We start from the raw sequence: 21,579 nt of genomic DNA on the forward strand, positions 1-21,579 counted from the left end.
CCCGGATTTCGGGGTCGACTGGGCTATTGTTAAGGCCGGGCCTTCTGGATCGCGGGCACCAAAAGGGCTCCGCTTGTGCCCGTGGGAGCCTGCACTCTGGCGTCGGCCCTAGCCGTTTTGCGGGCGGCCTCGATCGGGATCTCATCCTTGTGATCTCCCGACTTCGCGCGGGGCTTGGTCTTGCCGCCCTTGATGTCGCCCGTCGCGACGGCCACGCCGGCCTCGCCCTTGACGCCTTCAATCTTGAGGTAGGCTGGCGCGGCTTGCGCAGCGCCGGCCAGAAGGCCCAAGGCGACGACGCCCGCAGCCAGGGAAATGAAGCTCTTCATCCATAATGTCCTTGTTTGTAGGCGCGCGCTCGGTGCGATGCTGTCCTTGCGCCATAGGGCCTCGAATAACGGTGTGCGATGAGTTGCAGCGGCGGACATGGCCGGGCCGCGAAATGCACCGGGTTGCATGCCGCAGGGCTCTACGGCACAGTTCCAGGATGGAAGTTCCCGGTCTTGCGGCGAAGCTGGAACTGGCGCTCAAGGCTTTGTCGATGAGCCGCGGCCGGATGGCGGCCGAGTTGGCTGTCGACAAGTCCCTGGTCGGCCGCTGGGTGGCCGGAAAGGTGACGCCCTCGGCGCACAATCTGACCCGGGTGACCGCCCTGATCGCCGAACTCAGGCCAGGCTTTACCCTGCTGGATTGGGACAAGGACCTTGTCGCGCTGGCTGCCGCGCTGGGGATCGAGCCGCCCGCTGCTCCGGCCGGAGGGTTCATCGAGTGGCTGCCCCCCGAAATCATCCATGAAGCCCGACAGGGAACCGCCACGCGCGGCTCAGCCTATGAAGGCATCTGGCGCTCGACCCGGCCGTCCAGCGACCTGCCGGGACGATTCCTGCACGATCACCTGCTGATCCAGCGCGCGGACAACGGCTTGTTGTCGTTCCGGACGGGGGTCGAAGGTGTGAATTATGAGGGTCAGGCGCTGTTGCTGCAGAACCAGCTGTTCAGTCTGGCGGTCGATCGGGCGCAGGGCGCCCTGCTGTTCAGCGTCTTCAACGGCGTCGCGCGTCAGAAGGCCCAGGTGCTGGATGGCCTGACCCTGGCCTGCTTGCGGGATGCGGGCGGCTCGCCGGTGGCTTCGACCTGTCTGCTGGATCGACTTGAAGACCCGTCCGGGGCCGCCGCAGCCGATGTGCGGCGCTACGAAGCCCTGATTGCCGCGCAAGGCACGCCGCTGGCCCCTGAAGGGTCAATCCCCGACGCCGTTCGATCCCATTTGACTCGCGAGGCCGACCCGGCAGCCTTCGGCCTGGGTGGATTGTTGCGGATGTATTTCGGCCAGTCGATGGCCAGGGGGAGCAGTCTGGATAGTCAGGTCAGAGCCTTTGACCCTACCCCCCCGCTCTAAGGGCCTGGCTCAGGGCGAAGACCCGGCAGGCCGAGGCGAGCGGTCTCTCGCCTCGGCCTGTATCGATCTTCTGGATCAACGCCGCGAGGCTCAGCCCGTCCAGAGCAGCCGCGCTTTCAAGCACGCTCCAGAACTCTGGTTCCAGCGCCAGGGACGTGGCGTGACCGGCCAGATTCACCGACCGCTTCTTGAGACTGCCCATGGCTGGCGATATGGCTCTTGATAAAAGGTGACGGCATGCCACCTTCACTAGGTCCGCCGGAGCATGCCCTATGAACGCCGCCACGCAAGTCTTTGAAAGTTCTGCCAAGCCGAGACTCGCTCAAGCGGGCCGCGACGCCTTCCGGCTGCAGCCGATGCGGGCCTTGAAGGCCCTTCGCCGTCTGATCGCTGACAAGGAGGACACCGTCCAGGTGTTCGAGATCATGCGGGCCCTCGCCGGCAAGGCGATCCCCAATGGCTATCGCCGGCTGATATCGACGCCAGAGGGCGGGCGCATTGCCTATGAGCGCGAAGAGTTCTCCGTCCTTCTGTCCGACGCAGCCTGGCTGGCCAGCTTTGGGCCAGGCACGGTCGGCGCGGCCTATCGCGACTTCATCGCGCCGCGCGGCCTTTCAGCCGAGGGCCTGGCCGAGGAGAGCCGCAAGATTCCCGACGCCAATGTCGACGCGCCCCACCCCTTGGCCTGGTATGGCCGGCGCATGCGCGATGTCCACGATGTCTGGCACGTCCTGACCGGCTACGGCACGGATGCTCTGGGCGAGGTCTGCGTGGTCGCCTTCTCCTATTCCCAGACACGCAGTCTGGGCTTTGCCGCCATCGCCCTGGCCGGGGTGCAGCAATTTGGCCGCGCCCGAAATGGTGAGCCCTACGCAGCCGCCGTCCGTGAGGCCTGGCGCAATGGCAAGGCGGCCGCCTGGCTGCCGGCGGTCGACTATCCCGCGCTGTTCGCCATGTCGCTGGAGGAGGCCCGCGAAAGCCTGGCGATCAGGCCCAACACCCTGTACCGCGCTATTCCGGCTGAACGCCGTGATCGCCTCGCTGTCCCGGCCATGGCATAGGGCTTCCAGGAACGGGCGGGGACAGCCCGGGGGAGTTCAGGATGCCGGCTGAGCGGGCCATCAGGTCGATCGTGATTGTCGGCGGCGGCACTGCGGGCTGGATGGCCGCTGCGGCCTTGCGCTCGGCCCTGGGCAGGGACTGTTCGATACAGCTGATCGAGTCGGCCGAGATCGGCATTGTCGGCGTCGGCGAGGCGACCATTCCCGCCATCCGGCAGTTCAACGCCCTGATTGGCCTCAAGGAAGCCGCCTTCATGCGGCAAACCAAGGCCAGCCTGAAACTGGGCATCGAGTTTGTCGGCTGGGGCGGCGCGCAGAGCCGTTATCTCCATCCGTTCGGCGTCTTTGGCCCCAGCGCCGAGTTGGGCGATTTCCACCAGCTCTACCTGATGCTGCGCGAGAAGGGTCTTGCCGAAGACATCGGAGCCTATTCGATTTGCGAACAGGCCGCCCGCCGCGGGCATGTCGCCGCGCCGACCGCCGATCCGGCCTCGCCGCTGGCGCGCTTCACCTCGGCCTATCATTTCGACGCGATCCTCTATGGACGCCACCTTCGCCGCTTCAGCGAGCAGATGGGCGTCAAGCGGATCGAGGGCGACGTGGTCGACGTCACCCTGCGCGGCGACGACGGCTTTGTCGAAAGTCTGACCCTCAAGGATGGCCAGCAGGTGGCCGCCGACCTCTTCATCGACTGCACGGGCTTTCGCGGCCTGTTGATCGAGGGCGCGCTGAAGGCCGGCTATGACGACTGGAGCCACTGGCTGCCCGTGGACCGCGCCGTGGCGGTTCCGTGCCAGCGGGTGGGACCGATCACCCCCTACACAACCTCGACCGCTCGCGAGGCCGGCTGGCAGTGGCGCATCCCGCTGCAGCACCGCACGGGCAACGGCTATGTGTTCTCCAGCCGCTTCACCACCGAGGAGATCGCCACCCGGACCCTGCTCGACAACCTCGACGGCGCGCCGCTCGCCGACCCGAGGCATCTGCGCTTCGTGACAGGACGCCGGCGCAAGGCCTGGAGCCGCAACGTGGTGGCCCTGGGCCTGGCCAGCGGCTTTCTGGAGCCGCTGGAGTCGACCAGTATCCACATGGTTCACTCAGGGCTGGTGAAGCTGTTGCAGCATTTTCCGGACCGAGATTTCAGCCCGGTCAATATCGAGACCTACAACAACCGGGTGCGCGACGAGGCGCAGGTCGTGCGGGATTTCATCATCCTGCATTATCACGCGACCACCCGGCGGGACTCGGCGTTCTGGGAATACGTCGCCACCATGCCCATCCCTGATAGCCTTGCAGAGCGCGTCGCCATCTTCCGGGATCGCGGGATGCTGCTTTCGCGACCCGACGAGCTGTTCTCCCAGAGTTCATGGCTGGCTGTGATGCTGGGCCAAGGGATTTCCCCCCGAGGCCACAACCCGCTCGCCGATCGCGCCGATGCGCGGGAGACCGCAGCCAGTTTCGCGCTGATCCAGCGGCAGATAACCCAGTTGGTCGACGCCATGCCTGAGCACGACGCTTTCCTGGCCGAGCATAATATGCTGGATGTGGTCGAGGCTTGAGAGCTGGGGAGCAGCTCCGCGCATTGATCTTGCGGGGCTCAACGACTAGCTCCCGCGCTCTGGAGTGACGGGCTTATGCGATTTCAGTTTGGTGGTCGAAAACAGCCTGAAGCCGCGCCACCGCCCAAGGACGACCCTCTTGAGGCCGTTTCCGAAGTCCTGGCCGGCCTCAAGGCGATCCAGAACGGCGCGAAGGGCCTCGCCGCGCGCGGCGGCTGGGTCTTCCTGATCAATGACACCAACGACTTCTTGAGCTGGCACCTTGGTCTAAAGCGCTGGTCGGACGGCGAGCAGGCCGCCGTCCAGAAAATCCTGAGCGAACGCGCCGGGCTCCTGGCGGGGCGTTACTATCAGATGTTCATCTGCCCGGAAAAAAGCGTCGTCTATCGCGAGTACCTGCCCGCTGGCCTCGACGCGGTGACGCCGTGCGACGACAGGCCAGCCCGGGCCATGGCGAGGATGGCTCCCGATGTCGTGCACTATCTGGCGGACCGTTTCGACGCCCTGAAGCGCCTGGGTCTGCTGTTCTTCCGGGGTGATACCCACGTCAACTGGATGGGCGCCTACCATGTCTATCGCGAGGCGATCCTGGCGCTGCAGGCGCGCGGCGCGCCGGTGGGGCCGCCGCTGACCTTCAACCATCTCCAGCATTTCATCGCGGGCATGGAGGGCGATGTGCTGATCCAGTTGCCCGAGGCGGTGAAGGGTGAGTTCGAGGTTGACGCCTCCCTTGCACGGGTCGGCAACATGCTGGAGCTGGTGATCTCCCACACCCTGCCGGAAGCCAGAAAACGCGCCCGTCAGGTTCCGACGCCCGAGGGCTTCATCCCCGGCGGCGGCGGGCGCGAAACGATCATCATGGAGCAGGATGACAAGAGCCTGCCCAAGGCGCTGGTCTTCCGCGATTCCACGGCGACCCTCAGCATCGAATTGCTGGCGCAGCACTTCTCGCGCTCGGTATTCGTCTGGCACGAAGGTGACGTCATCGGCGATCTGATCGATCGCGAACAACCAGATGTCATCCTGCACTTTGTTGCCGAGCGGTTCCTGGCGACCTATCCGCGCTCAACGGCGATCAACCACATCCACAAGTAGGAACCCGAGTCACTCGTCGCGTTTTGCGCCGTCGAGCTCGCGGCGCAGCTTGTCGGCGCGGGCGGCGTCGAGCGCCTTGTCGGCCTTGGCGCGGCCGAACCTGGCGCGGTTCTCGGCGGCACGGGCCTTGTCTTCGACTTTCGCCTTGGCCTTGCGCGCCCGGTTCAGATTGAGGATCTCGGCCATGGTCAGGGCTTTGCGGTCTTTGGCGCAGACGGGCCGGCTGCCGGCGTGGCGGGCCGGATGATCAGGGTCTCGCGGAGGCGCAGGGTTTCGTCTTTCTTGAGCACGAACGGCGCGCGGCCAGGGAAGACGCAGTTCTGCATCGACAGGGACTTGCGCAGGATCCAGCGCTTGATCGGCTGCTCATTGGCCTTGCAGGTCAGGCCTACGGTCCAGGCCGGAGAGCCGGCCTCTTTGGGCCAGGCAAAGCCCATGGAGGCGCCTGCATCAAGGGCCGTATCCGTTGGCGTGACGGTCTTGCCGCCCGAGGCGAAGGTCAGTCTGTCGGGGCGCACCAGCCGCAGGGAAAAGCCGCCATAGCCCTTGGCGTCGTCGCTGCCGCCCAGGCCCAGGGCGTCGACCCGCGCGGTGATCAGGGTGTCGAAGTCGATGCGCCGTGCGCCGTCCTTCAGCGGATAAACCCTAACCTTCGTCGTTTCTCGCGCCACATAGTCCAGTTCCGGACCGGACGTGACGATCCAGTCGGCGTTGACGGTCAGGGTTCCGCCGCCCTGGGCGTCGCCCTTGAAGCGCTTTTCCCGCACGTGGAAGGTCAGGCCCTTCATGAACCAGCCGTCGGCCACAAGCTTTCCGTTCACCAGCACCTGATGCCAGCTCCAGAAGACGCCACGCTGATGCAGATGATCGGCCGGCTTGTCCTCGGTCAGGACCGTGCCGTCCGGCGCGTACAGCGGATGCACATAGTTCAGTCGGCCCGGCTCGGCGGCCGGATCCAAGGGCTTGGTTCGGTAGACCAGTACGGTCTTGCCGGCTTCGGTGAGGGTCACCGCATCGTCCGACAGCACAGCGTCGACCCGGGCGCCGATCGCGGGGTCGGCGTGCGCCATGGCCGCCGGCGTTGACAGGGCCAGCAGGGCGGCCAGGGCGAGGATCGGCGAGCGGCGGATCATTGGCTGTCGTCCTTGGCAAGGGCGCGCGCCAGGGCGGGGCGGGCATTGGCGCGCGCCAGCCAGTCGTCATAGACCGCGTGCGGCGGCAGCATCTGGCGGGCGAACTGCAACAGACTGATAAACAGCATGTCGGCCGCCGAGAAGTCGTCGCCCAGCAGCCAGGGCGACTTTTCCAGGGTGGTCCGCAGCCGATCGTCCAGCGCCTGATAGGTCGCCTTGTCCTCGTCGTCCTGCCGCTGCTTCCACAGATTGACGACTCCAGGCTCAAGCACGCCGGCATAATAGGCCAGCCAGCCGAGATAGGGGCCGCGCAAGGGGTCGCCCACCTGGGGGCCCAGACCGTTGGCGGGGAACTTGTCGGTCAGATAGAGCGCGATGGCGGCGGATTCGGTGATCAGTACGCCGTCATCCAGCAGGGCCGGTACCTGGCCATGGGGATGCGGATTGGCCGGGTCTCGAGCGCCCGTCTTGGTCGTCGCGCGATAGATGTCGACGGTTTTGACCTCGTAGGTCGCGCCGAGTTCTTCCAGCAGCCAGAGGAAGCGCGTCGATCGCGAGCGAGGGGCGTGAAACAGGGTGAGCATCGTCGTCTCCGCTATCCTGGCGCGAACGTAACCGGAACAAAATGGAGGGGCAAGCCCCCGGTTTATGTCTTCCGCAGGTCGGGATCGAGGGTCTGGCCCGGGTCCAGTTGAACCCCGAAGGTGTTCAGGATCATGCTGACCTGCGTGTATTGGCCGGCGGTGAAGACCACGTCCATCGCCTGTTTCTCGCTGAAGTGGGTCAGCACAGCGGCCCAGGTCGCGTCGCTGATGAAGTGGTCGGCGTTGAGTTCGTCGGCTGCGCGGATCAACGCCGCGTCGGCGGGACTCCAGCCGGCGTCAGGACCAGCCTTGAGTTTGACGATCTCATCGGGTGTCAGGCCGCAGCGCAGGCCGATCTCAACATGCTGGGTCCACTCGTAACCGCTCCGGCACAGAAAGCCCGTGCGCAGGATGATGATCTCGCGTTCCCGCGCGGGCAGATCGTTCCTCTTCGAAAGGATGTAGTTGCCCCAGGTCAGGAAGGCCTTCAGCGCGCGGGGGGCATGCGCCATGGTGCGGAAGATGTTCAGGACGGGCCCGGCCGGGATCACCCCGCCGCCGCCCAGGGATGCCAGGATTTCGGCTTGTTCGGGCGTCTGCCCGTCATTGGGCAGGGGGTGGACCCTGGGTTGGTTCAATCTCATCACGCGCCTCCCGCTCGCGCGGTCTGGCGCCGCGCCGACCCCAGCATCACTTCATGACAGGCCCAGGGTCAAATGGCTGTTAAGCCGCGCTGTCCAGCAAGGGGGGAAGCGGGCGGTTTCTCTTGATCGACACACTCATGCCAGCCGATGCGTCGACCGTCATCTGCCCCTCAAGCTGCTTGACCAGGGCCTGTACGATGACCGTTCCCAGGCCGCCATGCTTGGCGGACGAAGAGCCCTCCGCCGCGCCAACGCCATTGTCGACCACGCTCAATTCCCAGTCTCCCGCTTGGCTGGAGAAGGTGACATTGATCAGGGCGTCCTTCCGGGCGATCGGGAAGGCGTATCTGATGGCATTGATGACCAGCTCGGTGACGATCAGGCCAATACTCACAGCCTTGTCGGATCCGATAAGGCCGTGGTCGGCGAAGACCTTCAGGGTGATCGGATGGTCCTCGCTGACCATCGACGCGGCCAGGCTGGCGCACAGCTTGGTGAGATAGGGGCCAACCTCAATCTGGTCGACGCCGCCCGAGGCGTGCAGATGCGACTGCACCTCGGCGACCGAGATGACCCTTTGGTGGGCGTCCTTGAGATGGAAGCGGGTTTCTTCGGAGGTCACGGCCCGAGCCTTGAGCATCAGGATGCTGGCGATGATCTGCAGGCTGTTGGCCACACGGTGCTGCATTTCCTGCAGCAGCATCTGCTTTTGGCGCAGAAGCTCCTCTGTGCGTTCGAGCAGGTCTTGCCTTTCCCGCTCGACCAGGCGGCGGGCTGTGATGTCGGTGAAGGCCAGCAGGATCGTGGAGCTGGAACTGGTCGCGTAGAGAACATTGCGGGCGTTCAGCAGCATCGTGCGACGACCCAGACCCGGAAAGTCGTGATCAACCTCGAAACCGTCCATCGCCGTATGTTCGGGGATTATCGTCTCGAGCAGGACGCGAAGGGCCGGGATATCCCACTGGCCGTCGCCCAAGGCATAGAGCAGGCAGCCTATCGTGTGCTGCGGATCGACCTGGAAGATTTCGTAAAAGGAACGGCTAGCCGCCCGAACAGTGAATCTTGCATCCAAGACCAGAAGAGGCTCGTGAATCGTATCGACGATCGCCTGAGCTAGAGTTTGAGCGTCTTCAATTTCGTGTATCGTTCGCGTCATCGGCGGGATTTATATCCGATCCTCGACGCGGCGACTTTGGCGCGGACGGCAGCGGATGGATGCCGATGGAGAAAGTCTACGCGCTTTGCGAGCGGCTGTCGTCAATTGCTTGGTTCGGCGAAAGTGCAGCGATCTTGCCAAGGCGCCGGCAGTGCCACGTGTCGCCAAGTCTCTGCCATTGCGGCCAGATCCGCCCGCAGGGCCGGTATCTAGGATTGAGCCGCTTGTCGTTCCACGCACACGGCCTCGCCGAGGCCGTCCCTGGCGCTTCGCATCGGCTCGCTTCAATCGCGCAGTCTTGCACGACCTGAACTCGCCAGTTCGCCGAAGGCTCTAAGAGCTAGCGCCCGCCGCCGGTGATTTCCTTGATCAGCGCCTGGACCGGACCCTTGCCGCCGTTGTTCCAGACCACCTTCAGGTGGGCCAGGGTGCGTTCGGCGGCATCGTCGAACTTCCACTCGCACTCGTCGAAGCGGCAGCCGTCGAAAGTCGGGGCTACACCACCGGAATAGACGAGGCGGCAACCGCGAAACTCGCAGTCCGAAAAGACCTCGCCATCAAGGGCGACGGTCTCGTGGTTGTACATCGTCAGGGTGGGCATGAAGGGTCTTTACTGGTCGTCGGACGGGGGCTGATCGCCCTCGGGATTTTGCGCCTGCTTGGCGGCGGCCTTTTCAGCGGCCTTCTCGGCGGCCTTGCGAGCCTTGGCGCGCTCGCGTTCCTGACGTTCGAAGGAATAGTTGGGGGTACGCGCCATTCAAGACCTCCTTGGTCGCTGGAAGCGCGACGGGCGAGACCCCTAGCGCGCTTTGTGCGCGATGCGCAGTGGAATCCTCCCCCGAAGGGGAGGAATCTGTCGATCTACTTAACGTTGCCGCAGAAGCGCTGGATCCGCGAGCAGGCGTCTTCCAGGACATCATTGCTGGTGGCGTAGCTGATCCGGAAGAACGGCGAGAGGCCGAAAGCCGCGCCATGGACCACGGCGACGCCCTCGGTTTCCAGCAATTCGACGGCGAAATCCTCATCGCTTTCAATGGTCTTGCCGCTGGGCGCGATCTTGCCGATCAGGCCGGCGCAGGACGGATAGACGTAGAATGCGCCTTCGGGTGTCGGGCAGTGGATGCCGGTGGCCTGGTTCAGCATCGAGACCACCAGGTCGCGGCGCTCCTGGAATAGCTTGGCGTTGGGCTTGATGAAGTCCTGTGTGCCGTTCAACGCCTCCAGCGCCGCCCATTGCGAGATGGACGACGGGTTGGAGGTGGTCTGGCTGATCATCTTGGCCATGGCCTTGATCAGCGGCTCTGGGCCGGCGGCGTAGCCGATCCGCCAGCCGGTCATGGCATAGGCCTTGGAGACGCCGTTCATCGTCAGGGTCCGGTCGTAGAGCCTGGGCTCGACCTGGGCGATGGTGGTGAACTCAAAGTCGTCGAACACCAGGTGCTCGTACATGTCGTCCGTCAGCACCCAGACCTGGGGGTGCTTGAGCAGCACGTCGGCGATGGCCTGCAGTTCGGCGCGGGTATAGGCGCCGCCCGAGGGGTTGGACGGGCTGTTGATGATCAGCCACTTCGACCGGGGCGTGATGACCTTTTCGAGGGCTTCGGGCGTGAGCTTGAAGCCGCTCTGGGCTGTCGTCTCGATCGGCACGGGCGTGCCGCCGGCCAGCAGCACCATGTCGGGGTAGGACACCCAGTAGGGCGCCGGGATGATCACCTCGTCGCCCGGGTTCAGGGTGGCGACCAGAGCGTTGTAGATCACCGGCTTGCCGCCGGGGGCCACGTGGACCTGGCTGGGCTTGTAGTCGAGGCCGTTCTCGCGCTTGAACTTGGCGCAGATCGCCGCCTTCAGCTCGGGCATGCCATCGGGGTCAGTGTACTTGGTCTTGCCGGCGCGGATCGCCGCGATGCCGGCTTCCTTGATATTGTCCGGGGTGTCGAAGTCCGGTTCGCCCGCCGACAGGGCGATGATGTCACGACCGGCAGCCTTCAGAGCGCGCGCCTTGGCGCTGATGGCGATAGTGGCCGACGGTGCGATGCGCCGCAGGGCGGCGGACTCGAGCGACATTCTTGGGACTCCCCTGGGAAACCGATTTTCAGGATTGCGGCGGTCTTTACGCCTCCGCTTGCTGCGGCGCAACGCGGGGCGAGCGCTCTTGGGACAGGTGAGGCCTTTGGGCGACAGGCCTGTGGCCTGCCCGCGTCTTGCATCGCTCTCCTGTAGAAGGTGGCGCTACCATCAATGACAACGAATAGGGCTCTGGACCGCTTCCCCGGCTGGACTTTGGCCCCGACTATGACCTGTCGAAACTCGCCAGCTAGCGCTGCAGGCGCGCCGCGAAGGTCGCCAGGTGGCGGGCCAGATAGGTTCGTGTGGTTTCGTCGGTCAGAACGCCGTCGATGATCCTGGTGTGCGCCTGGCCGACCAGGATCTCGCCCAGCGGAACGGCCTCGGCTCCAGCGCGCCGCAGCGACAGCCGCAGGGCGTCCTGGGCGCGGACGGTTCCCGTTGCGCCAGGGCTTGCTCCGACCAGACAGCAGATCTTGCCGGTCAGGGGCGCGGGCTTGCCGCGCGAGGCCCAGTCGATGGCGTTCTTCAGCACTCCGGTGACGCCGCCGTTGTATTCGGGGCAGGCCAGCAGCAGGGCGTCGGACGCACGGATGGCGTCCTTCCAGGCGGTCACCGCCGGGGGATCGCCCGCATCCTCGACGTCCTGGTTGAACAGCGGCAGGTCGTGCAGGCCGAAAATCTGGATGGTGACGCCCTCGGGCGCCAGCTCCTGCGCGGCGCGCAGCAGGGCGGTGTTGAACGAGGCAGCGCGCAAGCTGCCGGAAACGCCAAGAATGTTCATGTCCTGCCTTCGCATCGCCCAGGCTGGCGATGCGAAAGAGATAGGATCAACCGGCGTGTGCGGCTAGCGCTCGGGCCTGGCCTATGTCAGTTCGCGCTAACGTACAGATCGCTTTGACCGCTCGGCGCCAGGGTTTCCAGATGGTCCCAAAGGCGCTGGATTTCCTGGCTGGCGGCCGAACTCGGCTCCCACTCGCAGACCGACCGGCCATGGGCCATCGACTGCTGGAAGGCGGCGCGCGCGCGCAGGCCGACCGGGGCCATGGGCATGCCGGTAAAACGCAGGGCTTCGGCGGCCTTGAGGACGCTGATGGGCTCGGCGCCATTACGACGGGGCGGGGCCTGGCTGAGGACGATCAGCCCCTTCTTGCCCAGACGGCGCACGGCCTCGGCTGACCGCGCGATGGACGCTATGTCCAGAAAGGTGGGGCGGCACACCAGTACGCAGAGGTCGGCGCACTGAACGGCCTGGAGAACATCAGTGTCAGGCGCGGCCGGCGTGTCGACGATCAGGCAATCATAGCCGCTGTAGCCGGCCATGGCCTTGGTCTGGAACAGCTTGCCGGCGTTGATCTCCATCAGCGTGGGGCCCGGAGCGACGCGAGCCTTGAGCGCATCGGTCGCTGAGCGCTGTGGGTCGATGTCGGCGATCATGGTCTTGAGGCCCGCCAAATGGGCGGTGATGGCCAGATTGACCGATAGAGTTGTCTTGCCGGCCCCGCCCTTGCGAGAAATCACAGCCAGGGTCTTCACGTCGGTCACTCCAGTTCAGACACGGTTCTTGCCCCACCGGCCTGTGGACAAGTAACGTTGTAATGTGAAGGCTTAGCAAATGAATTGTCGTGACGGGCGAGTGCTATCCCTTGAAAAACAAGGGTTGAGGGCTGTGACGCGGTTAATTCGCCCGCCATCGCGGCGCCGCACGCACGGCTGATGCTTGACCCACCGGCGCCATTGAGCGAGGCAGGAGACGTGATGCGCCGCCTCATCGAGTTCGTGACCAATATGGACGCCCGCGCCTGGCGCACGGTGGCGGTGTCCTTCGTGCTGTTTGGCGGTGTGGGGATCGTCTTCCTGTTCGGCGCCCAGTTTCTGGGATTCAACGGCGAGGCGACGGTGGAGCATTGGCTGGGCGCCGCCAGCGGCCCATGGGCGCTGCCGGCGGCCGTTGGCGCTTTCGCCCTGATGGCCTTTCTGGGCGTGCCGCAGTTCGTGCTGATTGCCGCAGCGGTGGTCGCCTTTGGCCCGTGGACGGGTTTTTTCTACAGTTGGGTTGGCACCCTGGTGTCGTCGCTGGTCGGCTTCTGGCTGGGACGGGCGTTCGGGGCCAAGGTGTTGCGCGATTTCGCGGGCGACGGCGTGGCCAAGTTCATGCGGCTGATCGGCAAGAACGGCTTCCTGGCCAGCCTGATCGTGCGGATGGTGCCCTCTGCCCCCTTCATCGTCGTCAACATGGCCGCCGGCGTAACGCCGATGAAGCTGCGCGATTTTGCGGCTGGCACAGCTATCGGCATCATCCCCAAGATCGCCCTGACCGCCTTTGCCGGCAACTCCATCGTCCAGGCCATGCGCGGCGGCGGCACGCAGCACATTGTCCTGTTGGCTATCGCCGTGGCTGTCTGGATCGCTGCGGGTCTTGTCGCCCGCGCCTGGCTCAAGAAGCGCGAGGCGGCTGACTAGCCAGGGTGGCGGGTTCCGGTGCGTCCGGCAGACCCAGGGCGTCGCGCGTTGCTGTCCGCCATGCGCGGACCATCTGGCCAAACCACCCGATGCGCGCCGCGTCGGTCATGCCGTCGCTGCGCTCGATCCCGGCGACCCAGGCCTGGATGAGGAAGGGCAGAAAGGTTCGCGCCGCGTGGGCGCAGGCGGCTTTCAGGTCCTCGGAGGCTTCGGGCGGCGGGGCCACGAACGGTTCAGTCAGGCCTGCGAGAAGAGCATCGCAGGCGGTCGCCCAGGGCAGGGTCTCGGGACCGCCGCGCGCCTCACGCAACAGCAGCAAAAACAGGGAAGGGTGGGCCCGGCCCATCTCGATCAACGCCGCCATGCCCGACCCATAGCCGCCCCAGGGTTGGGCGGCGGCGGCCTCGATCTCGAGCAGGATCTCGCTGAACAGGGCGTCGATCAGCGCCTGACGCGAGGGATAGAGCCGGTAGATCAGGATCTTCGCCATGCACACCCGATCGGCGATGTCCTGCATCGTCGCGGCGTGAAGGCCTTTTTCGGCGAACACCATCACGGCCGCGTCAAGCACGGCCTGGGCGCGCGCGTCGCGATCGACCCTGGGCTTGGGCTGACCGGGACGCCCCCGTGGCGTAGGTGTTCGGGCCTGGTTTGCTACCATCATCTTCGGTGATATGTAGAATGAAACTATGAAGTTTCAAATACAAAACGGGGAAGATTCGATGTCGGAACTCAGGCTTGACCGTAAGGTGGCGCTTGTCGTGTCGGCTGTTTCGCTTTTCGCGATTCCGTTGGCCGTTCACGCGGGTGAATCGGCTTCGGCGCCGACCATCGAGCGCCACAAGGCTGTTGCCCAGGCGTTGCCGTTTTCCGACCGTCAGGACTTCGAGTTCGCCGATCGCGGCTTTCTGGGCACGCGAGCCGACCCGCTGATCAAGCGCGCCGACGGCCAGGTGGCCTGGAACCTGGCGGCCTATGATTTCCTCAAGGGCGAGCCGCCCGCCACGGTGAACCCCAGCCTCTGGCGTCAGGCCCAGCTGCTGTCGCGTCATGGCCTCTTTCAGGTTTCGGACCGGGTCTGGCAGGTGAGGGGCTTTGACGTCTCCAACATCACCTTCATCAAGGGTGACAGCGGCTGGGTGGTTGTCGATCCGCTGACGACGGCGGAGACCGCCCGGGCGGCGTTTGATCTGGTGACGGAGAAGCTGGGAGCGCTGCCGATCCGGGCGGTGATCTACACCCACAGCCACAGCGATCATTTCGGCGGCGTTCGCGGGATTGTCGACGAGAAGGACGTCAAGGCCGGCAAGGTGGCGATCATCGCGCCAGAGGGCTTCATGAAGGAAGTGGTCAGCGAGAACGTTCTGGCCGGCAACGCCATGAGCCGCAGGGCCCAGTTCCAGTTCGGCCTGATGCTGCCGCCTGGTGTCGAGGGACAGGTCAGTTCGGGCATCGGCCAGGGTATCGCCAAGGGCACGATCACCCTGATCCCACCCACTCAGATCATCAATCATACCGGCCAGGAACTGGTTCTGGATGGCGTGAAGGTGCGTTTCCAGTACACGCCCAACACCGAAGCTCCGGCCGAGATGAACTTCTATCTGCCCGATTTGCGCATTCTCGACATGGCCGAGAACGTCAATCCCTCGATGCACAACGTGCTGACCCCGCGTGGGGCGCTGGTGCGCGACAGCAAGGCCTGGGCCGACTATCTGACCGAGTCGATCCGGCTGTTCGCCGATGGCTCTGACCTGATGATCACCAGCCACGGTTGGCCGCGCTTTGGCCAGGAGACGGTCAAGACCGTGCTGGCCGAGCATCGCGACACCTACAAGTATCTGCACGACCAGTCGGTTCGGCTGCTGAATCACGGTTTGACCGGTGACGAGATCGCCGCCCAGATCGCGCTGCCGCCCAGCCTGGCCAGGAACTGGTACAATCGCGGCTACTACGGCAGCATGAGCTTCAACAGCCGGGCGGTCTATCAGCGCTATATGGGCTGGTACGACGCCAATCCCGCCCACCTGGCCCCGGCGCCGCCCGCCGAAACCGGCAAGCGCTATGTCGCGGCCATGGGCGGGGCCGAAAAGGTCATGGCCTTGGCCGCCGAGGCCGCCAAGGCGGGCGACTATGCCTGGTCCGCCAGCCTGCTGAACCATGTCGTGATGAGCGACGAGAGCCAAAAGGCTGCCCGGGCGCAACTCGCGGACACCTATGAGCAGCTCGGCTACCAGACCGAGAACGCTATCTGGCGGAACATGTACCTGACGGCGACCGACGAGCTCAGGGGCGGCGTGCGCAAGGTCCCGACCTCGATGGCCTCGCTCGACATGCTGCAGGGGCTGGAAAGCCAGATGATCTTCGACGTCCTGGCCATCCGGCTGAACGCCGAGAAGGTCGGCGATGCGCGTCTCAAGTTGGCTTTCGTCTTTCCTGAGCGCAACGAGAGGTTCCTGGTCGAGGTTCGCAACCGGGTCCTGGTGGCTCAGCCGCTCGTTGCGGGCGAGGCGGTCGACGCCACCCTGACGGTGGCCCGTCCAGTGTTCCTCGACTCGCTGTTCCGAGGGACACCCCTGCTGCCCAAGATCCTGACCGGGGAGGTCAAACTCCAGGGTGATCGGGCCGCCCTAGGGCGACTGTCGGGGTGGTTTGACGCCTTTCCGAACGATTTTCCGATCGTGACGCGCCTCAAATAGTTTGGTGCGCGGATAGAAGTTGCGCAGCGTGCGGCCAATAGCGCTTCAGGCGCAAAATGCTTGCTGCAATTGGGGGCGATGTGTAGAAAGTAAGCATGAACGTCGCGCGCACCCTGCTTCTGCTTCGGCTTACCAGCCCCTGGGCGCTCTAGGGTCACGCATCGTCGTGACCGGGCGCGCAGGGGATGATTTACCCGCAGCCGCCCCGCACGCAGACACCTTCCGACGAGTAATCAAATGACCTCCGTAGCTAATGGCGCTTTCGACAAGCGCGATAACGTCGTGATCTTCGACACCACCATGCGCGACGGCGAGCAGTCGCCCGGCGCCTCGATGTCGCATGACGAGAAGCTGGAACTGGCCAAGATCCTCGAGGAGATGGGCGTCGACGTCATCGAGGCCGGCTTCCCGATCGCGTCCAACGGCGATTTCGAGGCGGTCCGCGAGATCTCCAAGATCGTCAAGAACAGCACCATCGCCGGCCTGTGCCGCGCGCATCAGGTCGATATCGACCGCTGCGCCGAAGCGCTGAAGCCCGCCGCCCGCGGCCGGATCCACGTGGTCATCGCCACCAGCGACCTGCACATGAAGCACAAGTTGCAGATGGAGCCGGACGCCGTCATCGACGTGATCGCCCGCTCGGTGACCCACGCCCGCAACCTGCGCGACGACGTCGAATGGTCGGCCGAGGACGCCACCCGCAGCGAGCGCCAGTTCCTGCGCCGCGCCATCGAGACCGCCATCAAGGCCGGCGCGACGACGATCAACCTGCCCGACACCGTCGGCTACACCTATCCGTCGGAATATGCCGACCTGTTCAGTTGGATGACCCAGAACGTCGAGGGCGCCGACAAGGTCATCTTCTCGACCCACTGCCACAACGACCTGGGCCTGGCCGTGGCCAACAGCCTGGCCGGCGTGCAGGGCGGCGCGCGCCAGATCGAGTGCGCGATCAACGGTCTGGGCGAGCGCGCCGGCAACGCGGCGCTGGAAGAGATCGTCATGGCCCTGAAGGTGCGCGGCGACAAGCTGCCCTACGAGACCAAGATCGACACCACCCACATCACCCGCGCCAGCCGCTATGTCTCGGCCATCACCGGTTTCCCGGTGCAGTACAACAAGGCCATCGTCGGCAAGAACGCCTTCGCGCATGAGAGCGGCATCCACCAGGACGGGATGCTGAAGAACCGCGAGACCTACGAGATCATGACGCCGGAATCGGTCGGCCAGGCGCCGTCCAGCCTGGTCATGGGCAAGCACTCGGGCAGCCATGCCTTCCGCGCCAAGCTGAAGGACCTGGGCTACGAGCTGGGCCAGAACGCCCTGAAGGAAGCCTTCGGCCGTTTCAAGGATCTGGCCGACCGCAAGAAGCACGTCTATGACGACGACATCATCGCCCTGGTCGACGACGCCCTGGCGCGCGGCTCGGAAAAGATCCGGGTGTTGCACCTGCGCGTGGTGGCCGGCACCGAAGGCCAGTCGGCCGAACTGACCCTGGATGTCGACGGCCAGGAGCGTCACGCAGAAGCGACCGGCGATGGTCCCGTCGACGCCGTCTTCAACGCGATCCACAAGATCGTGCCGCACAGCGCCGCCCTGCGCCTGTTCCAGGTGCATGCGGTCACCGAAGGCACCGACGCCCAGGCCCAGGTTTCGGTGCGTCTGGAAGAGGATGGCCGCATCGCCACCGGCCAGGCTGCCGACACCGACACGCTCACGGCCTCTGCAAAGGCCTATGTGAACGCGCTCAACAACCTCTTCGCCCGCAAGGAAAAGGGCCGCCCGGAAGCGGCCATCGCCAGCGGCTTCTAGCGCGGTCTTCCTGCTCCCCTTGGGGGAGAGGATACTCATGATCTGGATTCCCATCACTATCGGCGCGGCGGCCTTGCAGGTCGCCCGCAACGCCGCCCAGCGCTCCGTCATGGGCGGGGCGGGGCCGTGGGGCGCAACCCTGGTGCGGTTCCTGTTTGGGCTGCCCTTCGCCACCGTGTTCGCGGCCATCGCCTGGTGGGCCACGCCGGGCGCGCAGGCCCATCCCACGACCTGGTTCTGGCTGGCCTGCGCGGCGGGGGCGGGCCTGCAGATCGCCGCCACGGCCGCTTTGCTGACCGCCATGCATCGCTCGACCTTCGCCCTGGGTACGGCCATGCAACAGAGCGGGTTGCCCTTCGCCCTGGTCTGGGGCGCGCTGCTGTTTGGCGACCATGTCGGTATCATGGCCTGGATCGGCGGCCTGGTGGTCACCCTGGGTCTTGCGGCCCTGTCCTGGCCGAGAGGCGAGGTCGTCCTGCGTCGCGGCGCCGTTCTGGCCGGACTGGGCTCTGGCGCGATCTTCGCGCTGAGCGCCAACTGCTTTCGCCAGGCCAGCCTGGCCTTCGACCCCGGCCATCCCGTGGCCTCGGCCTTCGTCACGGTGATGATCGTCCAGGCCATCCAGACCGTGACCCTGACCAGCGTGCTGGCAGTGCGAAACCCGGCTGCTCTTGCAGCGGTGGCCGCGGCCTGGCGGCAGTCGCTGGGGGCTGGGTTCTGCGGCGCGGCGGCCTCCTGCCTGTGGTTCACGGCTATGGCCCTGAGCCCCGTGGGCCCCGTCCGGGCCGTCGGCGTGGTTGAAATGCCTATCGCCGCCCTGGCGGGGCGACGGCTGTTTTCCGAGCGTCTGACCCGTCTGCAGATCGTCGCCGGTGTGGTCACGGCGCTGGGCGTGGTCATGGCCGCGTTGGGCTAGATTTCGCCATGATTAGGCGCCTGGAGACCCTCGCCGAAAATGCCTTTGGACGACCCGCGAATAGACCTTGAAATCAACGCTTTCGCAGGGCAAACGGGCAGCGTCGATGCGCTTCGGGGCTGTCAGGCGACGGCGCGGCCAGGGGGCGGCGCTCCCGCCCTGTCCTCGAGCGCGTAAACCCAGATGAGACGCTGATTCCGGGGAATCATGTTGTCCTTGTCCGGTAGTGGGTTAGGTAGTGAATCGCGCATGAAGTCCGCTTCGCGCCGAGGACTGGTCCAGAGCCTGCTTTCGTCTTGAACTGCCGTGTTTTGCCCCTCTATCCCTCAGTCAGGGCTTTCAATGTTTTCTTCCCTCTTCGGCGTGATCTCCAACGACATCGCCATCGACCTCGGAACGGCCAACACCCTCATCTATATGAAGGGCAAAGGCATTGTTCTGAATGAGCCGTCGGTGGTGGCGCTTCGCAATGTCGGTGGCCGCAAGATCGTCCACGCCGTGGGAATTGAGGCCAAGCAGATGCTGGGCCGTACGCCCGGTCACATGGAAGCCATCCGTCCGATGCGCGACGGGGTCATCGCTGACTTCGAAGTCGCCGAAGAGATGATCAAGTATTTCATCCGCAAGGTTCACAACCGCAAGGGCTTCGTGAACCCCAAGGTCATCGTCTGCGTGCCGTCGGGCGCCACCGCCGTGGAACGCCGCGCCATTAACGACAGCTGCCTGAACGCCTCGGCTCGCCGCGTCGGCCTGATCGATGAGCCGATGGCCGCCGCGATCGGCGCCGGCCTGCCGATCCACGAGCCGACCGGCTCGATGGTCGTCGACATCGGCGGCGGCACCACCGAGGTGGCTGTGCTGTCGCTGTCGGGCATCGTCTATTCGCGCTCGGTCCGCGTCGGCGGCGACAAGATGGACGAAGCGATCATCAGCTACATGCGTCGCCACCATAACCTGCTGATCGGCGAAACGACCGCCGAGCGCATCAAGAAGGAAATCGGCACCGCCCGCGCGCCGGCCGACGGCGAAGGCCTGTCGATCGACGTCAAGGGTCGCGACCTGATGCAGGGCGTGCCGCGCGAAGTCCGCATCAGCGAAAAGCAGGCCGCCGACGCCCTGGCCGAACCGGTCGGGCAGATCGTCGAGGCCGTGAAGGTCGCCCTGGAAGCCACGCCTCCGGAACTGGCCTCCGACATTGCCGACAAGGGTATCATGCTGACCGGCGGTGGCGCTCTGCTGCGCGGCCTGGACGCCGAGATCCGCGACCATACCGGCCTGCCGGTCACCGTGGCCGATGACCCGCTTTCCTGCGTGGCCCTGGGCTGCGGCAAGGTGCTCGAACATCCCAAGTGGATGAAGGGCGTCCTGGAATCCACCCTGGCCTAGGCCTAAGTTCCGACAAAGGCGCCGGGGCGGCGCCAGGAGAACGCGTTCGTGCCCTTTCGCGAAGGTCCCCTCGGCGACCTGAAAGTGCCGCTCACCTGGACCGCGGCCGTGGCGCTCATCGTCGCGGTCGTGATCGCGGTGGCGTTCCTGCTGGCTGATCGGCGCGAGACGCTGCAGGACCATGCCTATGGCGTGACCCGCCAGACGGTGGACACGGTCTCCAAGCCCGTGAGCGGCGTGATCGCCGCGCCAGGACGTTGGACGGGCCTGGGTCTCGACTTCGCGCGCAGCTACTTTTTTACAGCGTCCGAGAATCGTCGGCTGAAGGCTGAGCTCGCCGAGATGCGCCAATGGCGTGATCGCGCGCTGGCGCTGCAGGACACCAACGATCGCTATAAGTCGCTGCTAGGCCTGAAGACTGATCCGCCGATCCCGATGGCCTCGGCCCGTGTGGTCAGTGACAGCCGTGGCCCGTTCGCCAATACCCGCCTGGCTGACGCCGGTTCGGAAAAGGGCGTTCTGGTCGGCAACCCTGTGCTGAATGAACGCGGACTTGTCGGCCGTGTGGTGGGCGTTTCGAACGGCGCCAGCCGAGTACTGCTGCTGACCGACATCGCTTCGCGCACGCCGGTGATGATTGACCGCACCAATGCCCGCGCCATCCTGACCGGCGACGGTGGTCCCAATCCCAAGCTCGAATATCTGCGCGGCGTCGACCCCATCCAGCAGGGTGACCGTGTCGTGACCTCCGGCGACGGCGGTGTGGTGCCGCGCGGCCTTCCGGTGGGCGCGGCGGTCAGGGGCCTGGACGGTCGCTGGCGCGTGGTGCTGTTCGCCGACGACGCCGCCATCGACTTTGTGCGTATCCTGCTCTTCAAGGATTTCGCCCAGCTGGCCGACGAAAAGCAGTTGCAGACCCGTAGCCTGCCGCCAGTGACGACCGAAGACCCACAGACCTCGATCCTCAGTGCGCCAGCTCCCATCAAGCCCCGTGCAACTGCGGCTCCAGGGACCTCGGGCGCAACGTCGCCGCCCAAGCCGCTGCCCCTCAAGCCTGTCGCGCCCAAGCCGGCCGTTGCAGGAGCCCCGCAATGAGCATGCGCGGCGCCAGGCCTCTGCACCCGGCGCGCTGGCTGGGCATTCCGCTCTTGGTCTGCATCGCCGCGACGATTGTGTTTTCGGCTCCGCTGCGCATCTGGGGTTTGCAACTTCCCGAGCCGGTCTTCGCCCTGGTTCCGGCCTTTGCCTGGGCCCTGATCCGCCCCTCGATCCTGGCCCCGTTCGCCACACTGCTGCTGGGCCTGTTTCTCGACGTTTTCTGGGGTGGCCCCATAGGTCTCTGGGGCCTGTCACTGCTGGTCGCCTATGCCATGGTGTTGATGGCCCGCAACATGATGACGGGCCAGAGCCGGCCGATGATGTGGGCCTGGTTCGCGGGGGTCACGGCCGCAGCCATGATCGCGGGCTTCCTGTTTTCAATGCTCGACAGCCTGGCCATGCCCAGTCTGCTGGCCGTGTTCTGGCAGTTCCTGGCCACGGCCTTGCTGTTCCCCTTTGCCCACCGTCTGGTCGACCGTTTCGACGACGCCGACGTCCGTTTCCGGTAGGGCG

The 21,579-nt window shown here is 65.4% G+C and carries 24 protein-coding genes; 11 read left to right on the forward strand and 13 right to left on the reverse strand.

Annotation, left to right across the window (positions count from 1 at the left end; genetic code table 11):
* Positions 1-29: 29 nt before the first annotated feature.
* The gene (locus tag ACN2C8_RS06120) at positions 30-329 is read right to left on the reverse strand and encodes a hypothetical protein (protein WP_419254947.1); all 300 of its coding nucleotides are present in this window, start codon (positions 327-329) and stop codon (positions 30-32) included.
* 158 nt (positions 330-487) lie between these two features.
* On the opposite strand from ACN2C8_RS06120, the gene ACN2C8_RS06125 reads away from it, so the two are divergent.
* Positions 488-1,399 (forward strand): hypothetical protein, encoded by a 912-nt coding sequence (locus ACN2C8_RS06125; protein ID WP_419254948.1) that lies wholly within the window; start codon positions 488-490, stop codon positions 1,397-1,399.
* On the opposite strand, the gene ACN2C8_RS06130 is transcribed toward ACN2C8_RS06125, so the two are convergent.
* Positions 1,383-1,601, reverse strand: a complete 219-nt coding sequence (locus ACN2C8_RS06130) for a ribbon-helix-helix domain-containing protein (RefSeq protein WP_419254949.1) — start codon at positions 1,599-1,601, stop codon at positions 1,383-1,385. The two genes, ACN2C8_RS06125 and ACN2C8_RS06130, sit on opposite strands and share 17 nt — an antisense overlap.
* Before the next feature lie 70 nt (positions 1,602-1,671).
* Between ACN2C8_RS06130 and ACN2C8_RS06135 the strand changes: the two genes are divergently transcribed.
* The 3 genes from ACN2C8_RS06135 (at position 1,672) to ACN2C8_RS06145 (ending at position 5,114) form a co-directional block, all read left to right on the forward strand.
* The gene (locus ACN2C8_RS06135; RefSeq protein ID WP_419254950.1) at positions 1,672-2,460 is read left to right on the forward strand and encodes a Coq4 family protein; all 789 of its coding nucleotides are present in this window, start codon (positions 1,672-1,674) and stop codon (positions 2,458-2,460) included.
* Positions 2,461-2,501: 41 nt separating this feature from the next.
* Positions 2,502-4,019: a tryptophan halogenase family protein gene (locus tag ACN2C8_RS06140; protein ID WP_419254951.1), complete on the forward strand. Its 1,518-nt coding sequence runs from the start codon at positions 2,502-2,504 to the stop codon at positions 4,017-4,019.
* Positions 4,020-4,094: 75 nt separating this feature from the next.
* Positions 4,095-5,114: a hypothetical protein gene (locus ACN2C8_RS06145; protein WP_419254952.1), complete on the forward strand. Its 1,020-nt coding sequence runs from the start codon at positions 4,095-4,097 to the stop codon at positions 5,112-5,114.
* A 9-nt stretch (positions 5,115-5,123) separates the two neighbouring features.
* Here ACN2C8_RS06145 and ACN2C8_RS06150 read toward each other — a convergent pair whose 3' ends face one another.
* The 10 genes from ACN2C8_RS06150 to ACN2C8_RS06195 all read right to left on the reverse strand — a co-directional run bounded on the left by ACN2C8_RS06150 (position 5,124) and on the right by ACN2C8_RS06195 (position 12,231).
* Positions 5,124-5,300, reverse strand: a complete 177-nt coding sequence (locus tag ACN2C8_RS06150) for a DUF4169 family protein (protein WP_419254953.1) — start codon at positions 5,298-5,300, stop codon at positions 5,124-5,126.
* A gap of 2 nt (positions 5,301-5,302) precedes the next feature.
* Positions 5,303-6,247 (reverse strand): DUF6807 family protein, encoded by a 945-nt coding sequence (locus ACN2C8_RS06155; RefSeq protein ID WP_419254954.1) that lies wholly within the window; start codon positions 6,245-6,247, stop codon positions 5,303-5,305.
* Positions 6,244-6,831 (reverse strand): glutathione S-transferase family protein, encoded by a 588-nt coding sequence (locus ACN2C8_RS06160; RefSeq protein WP_419254955.1) that lies wholly within the window; start codon positions 6,829-6,831, stop codon positions 6,244-6,246. Before ACN2C8_RS06160 ends, ACN2C8_RS06155 begins: the two co-directional genes overlap by 4 nt.
* 62 nt (positions 6,832-6,893) lie before the next feature.
* Positions 6,894-7,475, reverse strand: coding sequence for a carboxymuconolactone decarboxylase family protein (locus ACN2C8_RS06165; RefSeq protein WP_419254956.1), 582 nt, complete (start codon positions 7,473-7,475; stop codon positions 6,894-6,896).
* A gap of 79 nt (positions 7,476-7,554) precedes the next feature.
* Positions 7,555-8,547 (reverse strand): sensor histidine kinase, encoded by a 993-nt coding sequence (locus tag ACN2C8_RS06170; RefSeq protein ID WP_419262235.1) that lies wholly within the window; start codon positions 8,545-8,547, stop codon positions 7,555-7,557.
* Between the two features lie 424 nt (positions 8,548-8,971).
* Positions 8,972-9,232, reverse strand: coding sequence for a hypothetical protein (locus ACN2C8_RS06175; RefSeq protein WP_419254958.1), 261 nt, complete (start codon positions 9,230-9,232; stop codon positions 8,972-8,974).
* Positions 9,233-9,241: 9 nt separating this feature from the next.
* On the reverse strand, positions 9,242-9,388 hold the full coding sequence (locus ACN2C8_RS06180; RefSeq protein WP_419254959.1) for a hypothetical protein: 147 nt from the start codon (positions 9,386-9,388) through the stop codon (positions 9,242-9,244).
* Positions 9,389-9,492: 104 nt separating this feature from the next.
* Entirely contained in the window at positions 9,493-10,695 is a 1,203-nt protein-coding gene (locus ACN2C8_RS06185) for a pyridoxal phosphate-dependent aminotransferase (protein WP_419254960.1), read from the reverse strand.
* 250 nt (positions 10,696-10,945) lie between these two features.
* On the reverse strand, positions 10,946-11,479 hold the full coding sequence (locus ACN2C8_RS06190; RefSeq protein WP_419254961.1) for an NADPH-dependent FMN reductase: 534 nt from the start codon (positions 11,477-11,479) through the stop codon (positions 10,946-10,948).
* A gap of 86 nt (positions 11,480-11,565) precedes the next feature.
* On the reverse strand, positions 11,566-12,231 hold the full coding sequence (locus tag ACN2C8_RS06195) for an AAA family ATPase (protein ID WP_419254962.1): 666 nt from the start codon (positions 12,229-12,231) through the stop codon (positions 11,566-11,568).
* A 219-nt stretch (positions 12,232-12,450) separates the two neighbouring features.
* Here ACN2C8_RS06195 and ACN2C8_RS06200 point away from each other — a divergent pair, with 219 nt between their 5' ends.
* Positions 12,451-13,158: a TVP38/TMEM64 family protein gene (locus tag ACN2C8_RS06200; protein WP_419254963.1), complete on the forward strand. Its 708-nt coding sequence runs from the start codon at positions 12,451-12,453 to the stop codon at positions 13,156-13,158.
* Here ACN2C8_RS06200 and ACN2C8_RS06205 read toward each other — a convergent pair.
* Positions 13,133-13,822 (reverse strand): TetR/AcrR family transcriptional regulator, encoded by a 690-nt coding sequence (locus ACN2C8_RS06205; RefSeq protein ID WP_419254964.1) that lies wholly within the window; start codon positions 13,820-13,822, stop codon positions 13,133-13,135. The genes ACN2C8_RS06200 and ACN2C8_RS06205 overlap by 26 nt on opposite strands.
* A gap of 127 nt (positions 13,823-13,949) precedes the next feature.
* On the opposite strand from ACN2C8_RS06205, the gene ACN2C8_RS06210 reads away from it, so the two are divergent.
* The 6 genes from ACN2C8_RS06210 (at position 13,950) to ACN2C8_RS06235 (ending at position 21,575) form a co-directional block, all read left to right on the forward strand.
* The gene (locus tag ACN2C8_RS06210; RefSeq protein ID WP_419254965.1) at positions 13,950-15,854 is read left to right on the forward strand and encodes an alkyl/aryl-sulfatase; all 1,905 of its coding nucleotides are present in this window, start codon (positions 13,950-13,952) and stop codon (positions 15,852-15,854) included.
* Positions 15,855-16,091: 237 nt separating this feature from the next.
* Positions 16,092-17,666, forward strand: coding sequence for a 2-isopropylmalate synthase (locus ACN2C8_RS06215; protein ID WP_419254966.1), 1,575 nt, complete (start codon positions 16,092-16,094; stop codon positions 17,664-17,666).
* A 37-nt stretch (positions 17,667-17,703) separates the two neighbouring features.
* A complete protein-coding gene (locus ACN2C8_RS06220; protein ID WP_419254967.1) occupies positions 17,704-18,582 on the forward strand; it encodes an EamA/RhaT family transporter in 879 nt (292 codons plus the stop codon).
* 342 nt (positions 18,583-18,924) lie between these two features.
* A complete protein-coding gene (locus ACN2C8_RS06225; RefSeq protein WP_004623009.1) occupies positions 18,925-19,968 on the forward strand; it encodes a rod shape-determining protein in 1,044 nt (347 codons plus the stop codon).
* 48 nt (positions 19,969-20,016) lie between these two features.
* Positions 20,017-21,063 (forward strand): rod shape-determining protein MreC, encoded by a 1,047-nt coding sequence (mreC, locus tag ACN2C8_RS06230; RefSeq protein ID WP_419254968.1) that lies wholly within the window; start codon positions 20,017-20,019, stop codon positions 21,061-21,063.
* On the forward strand, positions 21,060-21,575 hold the full coding sequence (locus ACN2C8_RS06235) for a hypothetical protein (RefSeq protein ID WP_419254969.1): 516 nt from the start codon (positions 21,060-21,062) through the stop codon (positions 21,573-21,575). Before mreC ends, ACN2C8_RS06235 begins: the two co-directional genes overlap by 4 nt.
* Positions 21,576-21,579: the final 4 nt, after the last annotated feature.

This window comes from Caulobacter sp. ErkDOM-C (genome assembly GCF_048541825.1).
GTDB lineage: Bacteria > Pseudomonadota > Alphaproteobacteria > Caulobacterales > Caulobacteraceae > Caulobacter.

Coding starts and splice junctions, on each gene's coding strand:
- ACN2C8_RS06120 (WP_419254947.1), bottom strand. CDS start 329: ATGAAGAGCTTCATTTCCCTGGCTGCGGGCGTCGTCGCCTTGGGCCTT.
- ACN2C8_RS06125 (WP_419254948.1), top strand. CDS start 488: ATGGAAGTTCCCGGTCTTGCGGCGAAGCTGGAACTGGCGCTCAAGGCT.
- ACN2C8_RS06130 (WP_419254949.1), bottom strand. CDS start 1,601: ATGGGCAGTCTCAAGAAGCGGTCGGTGAATCTGGCCGGTCACGCCACG.
- ACN2C8_RS06135 (WP_419254950.1), top strand. CDS start 1,672: ATGAACGCCGCCACGCAAGTCTTTGAAAGTTCTGCCAAGCCGAGACTC.
- ACN2C8_RS06140 (WP_419254951.1), top strand. CDS start 2,502: ATGCCGGCTGAGCGGGCCATCAGGTCGATCGTGATTGTCGGCGGCGGC.
- ACN2C8_RS06145 (WP_419254952.1), top strand. CDS start 4,095: ATGCGATTTCAGTTTGGTGGTCGAAAACAGCCTGAAGCCGCGCCACCG.
- ACN2C8_RS06150 (WP_419254953.1), bottom strand. CDS start 5,300: ATGGCCGAGATCCTCAATCTGAACCGGGCGCGCAAGGCCAAGGCGAAA.
- ACN2C8_RS06155 (WP_419254954.1), bottom strand. CDS start 6,247: ATGATCCGCCGCTCGCCGATCCTCGCCCTGGCCGCCCTGCTGGCCCTG.
- ACN2C8_RS06160 (WP_419254955.1), bottom strand. CDS start 6,831: ATGCTCACCCTGTTTCACGCCCCTCGCTCGCGATCGACGCGCTTCCTC.
- ACN2C8_RS06165 (WP_419254956.1), bottom strand. CDS start 7,475: ATGAGATTGAACCAACCCAGGGTCCACCCCCTGCCCAATGACGGGCAG.
- ACN2C8_RS06175 (WP_419254958.1), bottom strand. CDS start 9,232: ATGCCCACCCTGACGATGTACAACCACGAGACCGTCGCCCTTGATGGC.
- ACN2C8_RS06180 (WP_419254959.1), bottom strand. CDS start 9,388: ATGGCGCGTACCCCCAACTATTCCTTCGAACGTCAGGAACGCGAGCGC.
- ACN2C8_RS06185 (WP_419254960.1), bottom strand. CDS start 10,695: ATGTCGCTCGAGTCCGCCGCCCTGCGGCGCATCGCACCGTCGGCCACT.
- ACN2C8_RS06190 (WP_419254961.1), bottom strand. CDS start 11,479: ATGAACATTCTTGGCGTTTCCGGCAGCTTGCGCGCTGCCTCGTTCAAC.
- ACN2C8_RS06205 (WP_419254964.1), bottom strand. CDS start 13,822: ATGATGGTAGCAAACCAGGCCCGAACACCTACGCCACGGGGGCGTCCC.
- ACN2C8_RS06215 (WP_419254966.1), top strand. CDS start 16,092: ATGACCTCCGTAGCTAATGGCGCTTTCGACAAGCGCGATAACGTCGTG.
- ACN2C8_RS06220 (WP_419254967.1), top strand. CDS start 17,704: ATGATCTGGATTCCCATCACTATCGGCGCGGCGGCCTTGCAGGTCGCC.
- ACN2C8_RS06225 (WP_004623009.1), top strand. CDS start 18,925: ATGTTTTCTTCCCTCTTCGGCGTGATCTCCAACGACATCGCCATCGAC.
- ACN2C8_RS06235 (WP_419254969.1), top strand. CDS start 21,060: ATGAGCATGCGCGGCGCCAGGCCTCTGCACCCGGCGCGCTGGCTGGGC.